This is a genomic window from Actinopolymorpha sp. B9G3, from assembly GCF_040120725.1.
GTDB lineage: Bacteria > Actinomycetota > Actinomycetes > Propionibacteriales > Actinopolymorphaceae > Thermasporomyces.
The window spans coordinates 70187-80266 of the sequence record NZ_JBEEAB010000026.1 but is presented as its reverse complement, the minus strand read 5'-3'; the positions used below and the strand labels follow the sequence as shown (position 1 = coordinate 80266).

The window sequence follows — 10080 nt, the reverse complement described above, 5'->3', positions numbered from 1 at the left end:
TCGACAACCTCGCCGAGCCGGAAGTCGCTCGACCGGTAGTTCACACCGAGCTGGCCCCACCACAGGCCGTCGTCGGGAGGCCAGGTCCCGATCGTGGTCCACAGAGCCTGCTTGCCGTTGATCCCGATCTCCCCGTCCTCGGCCCAACGCCAGCCCTTGCCCTGCTCGCCGTTGTACGCCTGCAGCAGCGCCTCGAGCTCGTACTGCCCGTCGGCCCAACTGACCGCAACCTCGGGGTTCTTGCAGGCATTGGTGACGACGAAGCCACCGTTGATCCCCGCCGCACCGTAGTAGTTCCAGTGGGCCGTCGCGGTCCCGTCCGGTCCCTTGAGTGTCGGAACGGCGACGTAGTCCTTGTACCGGGACTTGGGGTCCTCGACGTCGATGGTCATGAAGCTTCCCCAGTAGAACGCCCGCGCGACACCGAGCACAGGATCGCCCGCCTTGTCCCCGATCCGCGCGAACTGCTCGCCGTCCTGGGTGAAGCTCTCCTTGGCCATGAGGCCCTGCTGGAAGAGTCGGTTCTGGTAGCGGAGCCCTTCGCGCCAACCGTCCTTGTTCACGGCGATGTCGACCTTGCGGTCGTCGAGGTACAGCCACGAAGCTCCGCCCGCTGCGTAGCCGGAGTTGTAGAGGAAGGATCCCATGAAGAAGCTACTGAACGGCGCGTCGGTGTAGCCCATCAACGGAATCTCGTCGGCTTTCCCGTTGCCGTTGGGATCCTCGTTCTTGAACGCCTTCAGGACCGCTTCGAAGTCCTCCAGCGTCTCGGGCGGGTCGAGGTTCAGCTTGTCCAACCACGGCTGGTAGATCCACATCCGCTGCCCACCACAGTTGCAGTGGAAACAGTCATTCACGTACGGCATCGTGTAGATGTTGCCGTCGTTGGCGGTGATGAGGTCCTTGACGTCCGGGTAGTCCTTGAAGAGTCGCTGGATCTCGGCGCCGTAGTCCTCGATGAGCTGGTTCAGGGGAATGAACAGCCCTTGGGAGCCATAGAGCAGCTGCTGCGCCGGAGTGAAGTTGATGTTCATGAAGGCGTCGGGAACATCGCCCGACGCGATCATGGCGTTGACCTTCGTCAAGGCGTCCGGCGAGCCGGCCTCGCCAGCCACCACCTGGAACTCGACGTGGACGCCGGTCTTCTCCTCGTACCACTTGCTGAAGGCGTTGTTCTTCCAGTCACCGACCGACGTGCTCTGTGGCACGACGATCTTCAACGTGACCTTCTCCTTGACGACTGCCGCCTTCTTCGACGCGATCGGGCCGACATAGCCGTCGGGATAGATGACGTCCTGGTTCGGTGTCGTCTTCGGACCGCCCTTGGGCACCAAGGGGTTGTCGTTGCCCCCGTCCTCTGGTCCCCCGCCACCGCTGCAGGCCGCCAGCACCGAACCAGCCGTGGCGGCCGAAAGGCCCAGGCCTATCGCGCGGGTGACGAACGCCCGCCGAGACATCCCGTTCCATAGTGCGCTCTTCGCCGGCTGGTACGTATCCTCTGCCGCCATTCCTGTACTCCTTCGTGCCAGAAGCGTGTGGGTGGGGTCGGGTCAGCTTCTGCTTCCACCGATGAGATCGCGGAGGTCTACCGACCCCTTGGCCTTCACCGACGGAAGCCAGACGGGAAGCGGCGGCATCTCAGTCGTCCTCCGCAACCTGTCGTTCACCGGTAAACACGGGGAGCAGCCGGTCTCTCGATGCTTCGAGGTGCGCGCGCATCGCGGCAGCGGCCGCGTCCCGGTCGCCGCTCGCGATCGCGTCGACGATCAGGCCATGTTCGCGCAGGGCTGCTGACCCCATTCCCCCTTGGTAATAGAGCCGCAGAATGTGCAGATGGCAGTGCGTACGTTGGAATGCACGTCGCATGTGCCAGTTTCCAGCCAGCTTCTGGACCAGGTCGTGGAGCCGGGCGTCGTGCAGAGCCATGCCGCGGTAATCGTGGTACGAGGTGCCGCTCGGGGCCTCCGAGAAGGTCGCCATCTCCGCCGTCAGAAGGCCTGCGCCTTCGTCGGTGATGTGGGCGGCGGCCTGGGCGGCTGCCCACGGTTCGACGACGAACCTGAATTCGAAGAGGTCTTCGAGTTCTTTCTTGCTGAGCACTGGTGCCGTCGAATACCCCCGGAACGGCTCCTTGATCACCAGCCCTTCAGATTCCAGCCTGACCAGTGCCTCGCGCAGTGGTGACTGCGAGACCTGTAGTTGCCGCGCGGCCTTGTCGAGGTTGACCCGAGAGCCCTGCGGAAAGATTCCATCCATGATCAGCTCTTTGAGCGCCTCATAGACGTTGTCGGCGAGGTTCTGTCTCCGCGGAAGCGAGACGCGTTCGTTCCGGCTACTCGCCGAGACACGTTCACGTGCTCTCATCCCGCGCCTCACCATCTCTTGGATCCAGCATCGCGATGAGCAATCCTCGATCGTCGATCCACGATCCTATATTCAGTACGACCCCCGCAAGGAGGTGCGGTGTCCGGCTCAGGACACCAGGACGGGCGGTTCGAGAGTGGGTCCTGCGCGGGCGCGGGAAGGCGATCCTCGTCCGCGTTGCCGCGGGGGTAATGCTTCCCCGACTCCGGCTCTACCGGCTGGCGTGAGCGGCGACCATCTTGACCAGGGTGTCGGGTGGTACGACCTTGACGTGTGGAGCAAGGTTGTCCACGACTGTCTTCACGCTGTCCACGGTCTTGCTCCAGGCATGCCACATGACGACCGAGTAGCCGGCGGTACTCGACGGATCGCGTTCGGCGGCGTTGAGCTCGGCGGTGACGCTCGCCTCGTCCGCGCCGTCCAAGCCGTCCCAGAGCATCGTGCGCGCCGAGATCACCGGCTTGTCATGGGCCCAGACCACCGCACCCTTGTGCGAGTCGTAGCGGGAGTACTCGAGGTAGATCAGCCCGTCGATCTGGTCCCGCTGCAGATAGGCCGACCACAGGGCGGTGTCGGAAAAGGAGTCGAAGTCGATGATCTGCGCGACGTGGAGGTCCGCACGCCGCATGGAGGTCGCCAGCCGGGCCGTGTGCAGGTCCAGCTCCGCGCGCGGATACATGCTCGGGTACAGGTATCCCCCACCCGACGGGCCCGCGACGAAGCGGTCGCGATGGGCGCCCGCTGATGCGTGGTCGTAGTACCACCGCATGACCGAGGGGGCGAGGTCGATCAACGACGGCGAGATTCCCCAGCCGAGGTCGACCGCGCCGCGATGGGGGCTCGCGAACCAGTTCGCACTGCTCTGGAAGTCTCCGAGCATCCACTGGATGTTGTCGCCGTCGGTGATCAGGAACGAGGCGTAGTGGGTGTCCGGATCGACCTCCGGCGTGGCCGCTAGCGCTACTTCCGGGGCCCGCTGGCTGAGTCGGCTGTGGCGGATGCCGGAGAGCGGCGCCAGGTTGCGCGCGTGGTCGGCAGGGATGGTCCGTACGCCGGCCTGTGACGACACCGACACGAACTTGTCCTCGCCCTGGGAGGCGTCGCCCCATCCGATCGTGGCGGAGTCCGGCGCGAGATCCCCGACGACCGAACGACGGAAGTCCGAGTTGCCGTCGTAGAACATCAGAGCCCCGGCCATCGTGGCGTAGTCGCGGAGTTGGTTCGCGAAGTCCGGTTTCTGCTCCACCACGAGGTCGTGCCGCAACCGCGACCAGTACGTCTCCTTCACCCAGCGGTCGTCCTTGCCGCGTACGTCCGCGACTCTGCGCAGGCCGTGCTGCTTGGCGACCGGCTCCAGGGCCTCCTCCACGGCGACCGCGCCCGTCAGCCCCGCGACGGTGGTGGCGACGTTGATGGACGGCTCGGCCCGGCGGTAGAGGACGTACCGGTCGATGGGGCCGCCGTTCGTTTCCTGGCTGGTAAAGCGGTCGACCAGTGTCCAGAGGTCGTTGACCGGGATCAGCTCGATGTCGTAGCGCTCGGCAAGGTCGGCCAGCCACACCGGGTAGCCGACACCGGGCACGTCGAGATAGATGCCCGGGACGTCGTTGTCGCTCCCGCCCCGGCTCCGGCGCGCCAGCTGGCCCTGAAGAGTTCCGGCCAGGACGCGTTCCTCGGGCCTCAGCGCTCCTTCGCCGATCACGTACAGCCTGGTCGGGCGGACCCCCTTCGGATACAGCGCGTCGGCGGCCTGCTGCGCGCCGGGAGCCAAGAGCGCCGTCCCGGTGGGGGCTGCGGCGGCCGCCGGGCCGGCCTGGGAGACTCCCGTGGCTCCCCACACGGCGGCACCGGCCGCTCCCCATGCCGCCCTGCCGAGTGCCTGTCGTCGGGACATGCCGGGTCGATCGTTCATGGCGGACACAGCCTTCCGTCGCGAGCCGGGGCCCATCGCTGCGTGGTTCAGGATCGCTCGCACCGTACTGAGCCGCCTCCCGGCCGGCCAGGATTCGTCCCTACTCGGACGTGCCGAGCCGGTGCCGGCGAGGCGACCACGCGACCCTTCCGCCTTCCGCAGCGCGACACGCGACACACCGCATCTTGGGTTCCACGGTGTTGTCCGCCCCTACATGTAGCCTCTAGCTCGCTGGTGGTTCCTGCGGCCGTCCAGGCCGTCGGAGCCGCGGCGACACCCCGTCACCGGGGCGTCGCCGTCAAGAGGGAACCCGGTGCGAGTCCGGGACTGCCCCGCAGCGGTGAGCGGGAACGAACGCCATCACCGGTGGTGATTTCCGGTCGTGCTTTCTGCCCCTTGTGGCGAAGGTGCGGCCTCGTGTGGTCGCGAACGCACGGATCCAGCCGGTCAAGCACTGGACATGGACGCATGTCTGGGAAGCGATGGCCAGTAGGAAGCACCTGCCCGCGAGTCCGAAGACCTGCCACCAGTGCGCGTACCTCCCTAGTGCGCGCCGCCCGCCGGCCTCGAGGGAAGAGCCCGGGATGTTCCGCCGTCACGCCGTGCCGCCTTCGTGTGCGCTCGGCAGGCCGGTGTCGCGCATCTTCTTCCCAGGCTCGACGGGCACCGTCGATCGAGCTCGCAAGGAGACAGCGTCCATGTCAGCAACCCATCCGCACACCCAGGTCGTCCGCAGGGACGGCGCGACGTCGCCGTTCGACGCGTCGAAGATCGCGGTCGCACTAACGAAGGCGTTCCTCGCCGTCGAAGGTCCGCAGGCGAGTGACTCGACGAGGGTCCACGAGACCGTCGAGGAGCTGACCCACCAGGTGGTGACCTCGCTCACCCGGCATCCCGACCTCGGCCGGATCTGCCACATCGAGGACATCCAGGACCAGGTGGAGCTCGCCCTCATGCGGGCGGGTGAGCACCGGGTGGCGCGGGCGTACGTGCTCTACCGCGAGGAGCACGCCCGCGCCCGGATCGAACGTGAGCACGCCACTGTCAGCGACGAAGCCGAGAGCCAGGCCGTGCCCGACGTACGGGTGAAGGGACCTGACGGCGAACTGCAGCCGTTGGACCTGGGGCGCCTCACCCACCTCGTCGAGGAGTCCTGCGCGGGTCTCGAGGCGGTGTCGGCGAGCTCGGTCCTGACCGAGGTCCACCGCAACCTCTACGACGGGATCACGCTCGCCGAGTTGGAGCTTGCGCTCGTCATGGCGGCCCGGACGTTCGTCGAGACCGATCCCGCGTACTCCCACGTGAGCGCCCGGCTGCTGCTCGACAAGCTCCGGCGCGAGGCGTTGACGTTCGTCTCCGGCACTCCCGACGAGGCGAACCACGAGGAGATGGCCGCGCGGTACCCCCGCTACTTCCGCGACTACGTGCGCCGCGCGGTCCGGTCGGAGCTGCTGGACCCGGAGCTGGAGCGTTTCGACCTCGACCGGCTGGGAGGGGCGATCCGGCCCGAACGCGACCTGGCGTTCCAGTTCCTGGGGCTGCAGACGCTCTACGACAGGTACCTCATCCGTGGCTATCCAGAAGCAGGGGCGACGGCTGAGGCCGACGGGCAGAGCCAGGGCAGCCGGTTCGAGCTCCCGCAGGCGTTCTTCATGCGGGTGGCCATGGGGCTCTCGCTTCGCGAGGACGACCCGGAGGCCCGCGCGATCGAGTTCTACGAACTGCTGTCGTCGTTCGACTTCATGTGCTCGACGCCGACCCTGTTCAACGCGGGAACGACCCGCCCGCAGCTCTCCTCGTGTTTCCTCACGACGGTGGCAGACGACCTCGACGGCATCTTCTCCGGGATCAGGAACAATGCCCTGTTGTCGAAGTACGCCGGCGGGCTCGGCAACGACTGGACCCCGGTCCGCGGAATGGGCGCCCACATCAAGGGCACCAACGGCCATTCGCAGGGCGTCGTGCCGTTCCTCAAGATCGCCAATGACACCGCGGTCGCCGTCAACCAGGGTGGGAAGCGCAAGGGTGCGGCCTGCGCCTATCTGGAGACCTGGCACATCGACATCGAGGAGTTCCTCGACCTGCGGAAGAACACCGGTGACGACCGGCGGCGTACGCATGACATGAACACCGCCAACTGGATTCCCGACCTTTTCCTGCAACGGGTCGAGGCCGACGCGGAATGGACGCTCTTCTCCCCCGACGAAGTACCCGATCTGCACGGCCTCTACGGACCAGCCTTCGCCGACGCCTACGAGGCGTACGAAAGGAGCGCTGAACGCGGCGGGATCAAGGTCCACCGCCGGGTACGCGCGGTCGACCTGTGGCGTCGGATGCTCACGATGCTGTTCGAGACGGGTCATCCGTGGATCACGTTCAAGGATCCGTGTAACGTCCGCTCTCCCCAGCGCCATGTCGGGGTCGTGCACTCGTCGAACCTCTGCACGGAGATCACCCTCAACACCTCGGCCGGCGCGGGCGACCAGGCGGAGGTGGCGGTCTGCAATCTGGGGTCGGTGAACCTCGCGCACCACGTGGGTGAGGGCGGTGTCGACGAGGAGCACCTGGCACGCACGGTACGCACGGCGGTGCGGGCACTCGACAACGTGCTCGACGTCAACTTCTACACGATCCCCGAGGCACGCCGGTCGAACCTGCGGCACCGGCCGGTCGGCCTCGGCCTGATGGGTTTCCAGGACGCGTTGTTCCGGCAACGTATTCCGATGTCGTCGGAGCGCGCGGTGGAGTTCGCCGACACCACGATGGAGCTCATCAGCTACCACGCGATCGCCGCGTCGGCAGATCTTGCCGCCGAGCGCGGAAGCTACGAGACGTACGACGGATCTCTGTGGAGCAGGGGAATCCTGCCGATCGACTCCCTCGAACTGCTCGCCGACGCCCGCGACGGGAAGCTCGACGTCGACCGGTCCACCCGGCTCGACTGGGACGCGCTGCGCGAGCGCGTGGTCGAGGCGGGGATGCGCAACTCCAACGTCATGGCCATCGCACCCACGGCGACCATCTCCAACATCTGCGGTGTCGGCCAGTCGATCGAACCGCTCTACCGGAACCTCTTCGTGAAATCCAACATGTCCGGCGACTTCACCGCGATCAATCCGTACCTCGTCCACGACCTGAAGGAGCTCGGCCTCTGGGACGCGGTGATGGTGACCGACCTCAAGTACTTCGACGGGAGTGTCGGGCCGATCGACCGGATACCGGCCGAGTTGAAGGCGTTGTACGCCACGGCCTTCGAGATCGATCCGACGTGGCTGGTGGAGGCGGCGGCACGCCGGCAGAAGTGGCTCGATCAGGCGCAGTCGCTCAACCTCTACGTCGCCGCTCCGAGTGGGCGCAAGCTCGACGCGCTCTACCGGCTGGCGTGGCGTCGGGGACTGAAGACGACGTACTACCTGCGGTCGCAGAGCGCCACTCATGTCGAGAAGAGCACCCTGCGCGGGACCGACGGAAAGCTCAATGCCGTCTCTCCCACCGTCTCTCCCACCGTCGCCCCGGTCACCCAGGTCTACGAGGTCGACGAGGGCGCCGTGTGCGCACTCGACGATCTGGACTGCGAAGCCTGCCAGTGACCACACGACCCGACAAAGGAAGCCGACACATGACAGAGACCGACGTGACAAGCGCTCCGGGCGACGCGACCGGCCTGGGAGAGATCCACCGCGGTGCCGGCCGGGTCAGCGTCGATGACAAGGCGATGATCAACGCCCGCGCCGATGTCAACCAGCTCCTGCCGGTGAAGTACCGCTGGGCGTGGGAGAAGTACCTCGCCGGCTGCAACAACCACTGGATGCCGACGGAGGTGTCCATGCAGGCCGACATAGCCCTGTGGAAGTCGCCCACCGGGCTCACCGACGACGAGCGCCGGATGCTCAAACGCAACCTCGGCTTCTTCGCCACGTCGGAGTCGCTGGTGGCCAACAACATCGTGCTCGCCGTCTACCGCCACCTGACGAATCCGGAATGCCGGCAGTACCTTCTGCGGCAGGCGTTCGAGGAGGCCGTGCACACGCACACCTTCCAGTACATCTGCGAGAGCCTCGGCCTCGACGAGGGCGAGCTCTTCAACATGTACCGTGAAGTCCCGTCGATCACCGACAAGGCGGCGTGGGCGCTGGACTACACCCGGCATCTGGAAGATCCGACGTTCACGACCGGTACGCAGGAGAAGGACCAGGCGTTCCTGCGTGACCTGGTGGCGTTCTACGTCGTGTTCGAGGGGATGTGGTTCTACACCGGCTTCGCCCAGATCCTCTCGCTCGGTCGGCGTAACAAGATGGTGGGAATCGCCGAGCAGTACCAATACATCCTGCGGGACGAATCGATCCATCTCAATTTCGGCATCGACGCCATCAACCAGATCAAGAGTGAGAATCCACGGCTGTGGACCGAGGAGTTCCAGGCCGAGATCCGTCGAATGCTGGTCGAGGCGTGCGAGCTCGAAGTGGCCTACGGTCGCGACACCATGGGCCAGGGCATGCTCGGGCTCAACGCAGGGTTGTGTGAGCAGTACATGCACTTCATCACCAACCGGCGATGCGTCCAGATCGGGTTGGCACCGGTCTTCGCCGACTCCGACAGCGCCGAGAATCCCTTTCCCTGGATGTCGGAAATGATGGATCTGTCGAAGGAGAAGAACTTCTTCGAGACCCGGGTGATCGAATACCAGAGTGGTGGAGCACTGAGCTGGGACTGAGTGGGCTCACGTGAAGGCCCTCAGTCGTCCATCACCAGGACGGCGACACCGTTGACCCGATCGGCGGCGAGGTCATCGAGCGCCATGTCGGCCCGGTCGAATGCGTACGGGGTCACGGAGATTCGCAACCTGTGGGCGGCGGCCGCGGCCAGGAACTCGCGGCCGTCCGCCCGGGTGTTGGCCGTGACACTGCGCATTGTGCGTTCGCGGAAGACGTCGCGTTCGTAGTCGAGCGGGGGGATCGGCGTCAGGTAGATGCCAGCGATGCTCAACGTCCCGCCCCGGTCGAGCGCCTGGAGGGCCACCGGCACCAGGTCGCCGACCGGGGCGAACAGGATCGCGGCATCGAGCGGTTCCGGTGGTGCATCGTCGGCGCCGGCCGCGGTGGTGGCACCGAGAGACAGCGCCAACTCCTGGGCCTCCCGCGACCGGGTGAGCACATGAACTGTCGCGCCCTGGGCGATGGCGACCTGGGCGGTGAGATGTGCCGAGCCGCCGAAACCGTAGATGCCGAGCCGCCCACCCGGTGGCAGGTCCGCCCGCCGATAGGCGCGATAGCCGATGATGCCGGCGCACAGCAGTGGCGCGAGCTCGGCCTCGGTGTAGGCGCCGAAGTCCCGTTCCGGCAGGTCGTACGCATACGCCGCCGGCACGGTGAGGTACTCGGCATAGCCGCCGTCCGCGTCCCACCCGGTGTAGATCGAACGCGGGCAGAGGTTCTCCCGGCCTCGCCGGCAGTAGGTGCAGGTCCCGTCGGTGTGCCGCAGCCATGGCACGCCGACCCGCATCCCGACGCCGTACGTGTCAGGCACGTCGGCGCCGGTGCCAACGACCCTGCCCACGACCTCGTGACCCGGTACGACAGGCGACCGGTGCGGCGGGAGGTCACCGTCGCGTACGTGCAGGTCCGTCCGACACACACCGCACACGCGCACCTGGACCAGCAGCTCGTCGGCCGCCGGTCGCGGAACCGGGAGCTCCACCTGGTCGAGCCGGCCGGGTTCGGCAACCACCCAGGCACGCATCGTGTCCGGTACAGAGGTCATGTCGGCATCCTCTCCCCTAGATGACCAATTCCAAGGGCAATCGC

6 protein-coding genes and 1 riboswitch are annotated in these 10080 nt (G+C 66.4%); of the genes, 2 read left to right on the top strand and 4 right to left on the bottom strand.

What is annotated here, in order from left to right:
• The 3 genes from ABNF93_RS30085 to ABNF93_RS30075 all read right to left on the bottom strand — a co-directional run.
• Positions 1 to 1508 (bottom strand): extracellular solute-binding protein (locus ABNF93_RS30085; RefSeq protein WP_349331613.1); only part of this gene is annotated, 1508 nt, incomplete at its 3' end.
• Positions 1509 to 1638: 130 nt separating this feature from the next.
• Positions 1639 to 2364 (bottom strand): GntR family transcriptional regulator, encoded by a 726-nt coding sequence (locus tag ABNF93_RS30080; protein WP_349331612.1) that lies wholly within the window; start codon positions 2362 to 2364, stop codon positions 1639 to 1641.
• Between the two features lie 211 nt (positions 2365 to 2575).
• Complete coding sequence (locus ABNF93_RS30075; protein ID WP_349331611.1) at positions 2576 to 4276, bottom strand: GxGYxYP domain-containing protein; 1701 nt, start codon at positions 4274 to 4276, stop codon at positions 2576 to 2578.
• A gap of 222 nt (positions 4277 to 4498) precedes the next feature.
• A riboswitch (cobalamin riboswitch) is annotated at positions 4499 to 4818 on the top strand.
• A 90-nt stretch (positions 4819 to 4908) separates the two neighbouring features.
• Here ABNF93_RS30075 and ABNF93_RS30070 point away from each other — a divergent pair.
• Both ABNF93_RS30070 and ABNF93_RS30065 read left to right on the top strand, forming a co-directional pair.
• The gene (locus ABNF93_RS30070; protein ID WP_502877652.1) at positions 4909 to 7866 is read left to right on the top strand and encodes a ribonucleoside-diphosphate reductase subunit alpha; all 2958 of its coding nucleotides are present in this window, start codon (positions 4909 to 4911) and stop codon (positions 7864 to 7866) included.
• A 29-nt stretch (positions 7867 to 7895) separates the two neighbouring features.
• Positions 7896 to 8990, top strand: coding sequence for a ribonucleotide-diphosphate reductase subunit beta (locus ABNF93_RS30065; RefSeq protein ID WP_349331609.1), 1095 nt, complete (start codon positions 7896 to 7898; stop codon positions 8988 to 8990).
• Between the two features lie 20 nt (positions 8991 to 9010).
• On the opposite strand, the gene ABNF93_RS30060 is transcribed toward ABNF93_RS30065, so the two are convergent.
• A complete protein-coding gene (locus ABNF93_RS30060) occupies positions 9011 to 10036 on the bottom strand; it encodes a zinc-binding alcohol dehydrogenase family protein (protein ID WP_349331608.1) in 1026 nt (341 codons plus the stop codon).
• Between the last annotated feature and the right edge of the window lie 44 nt (positions 10037 to 10080).

Coding starts and splice junctions, on each gene's coding strand:
- ABNF93_RS30060 (WP_349331608.1), bottom strand. CDS start 10,036: ATGACCTCTGTACCGGACACGATGCGTGCCTGGGTGGTTGCCGAACCC.
- ABNF93_RS30075 (WP_349331611.1), bottom strand. CDS start 4,276: ATGAACGATCGACCCGGCATGTCCCGACGACAGGCACTCGGCAGGGCG.
- ABNF93_RS30080 (WP_349331612.1), bottom strand. CDS start 2,364: ATGAGAGCACGTGAACGTGTCTCGGCGAGTAGCCGGAACGAACGCGTC.
- ABNF93_RS30065 (WP_349331609.1), top strand. CDS start 7,896: ATGACAGAGACCGACGTGACAAGCGCTCCGGGCGACGCGACCGGCCTG.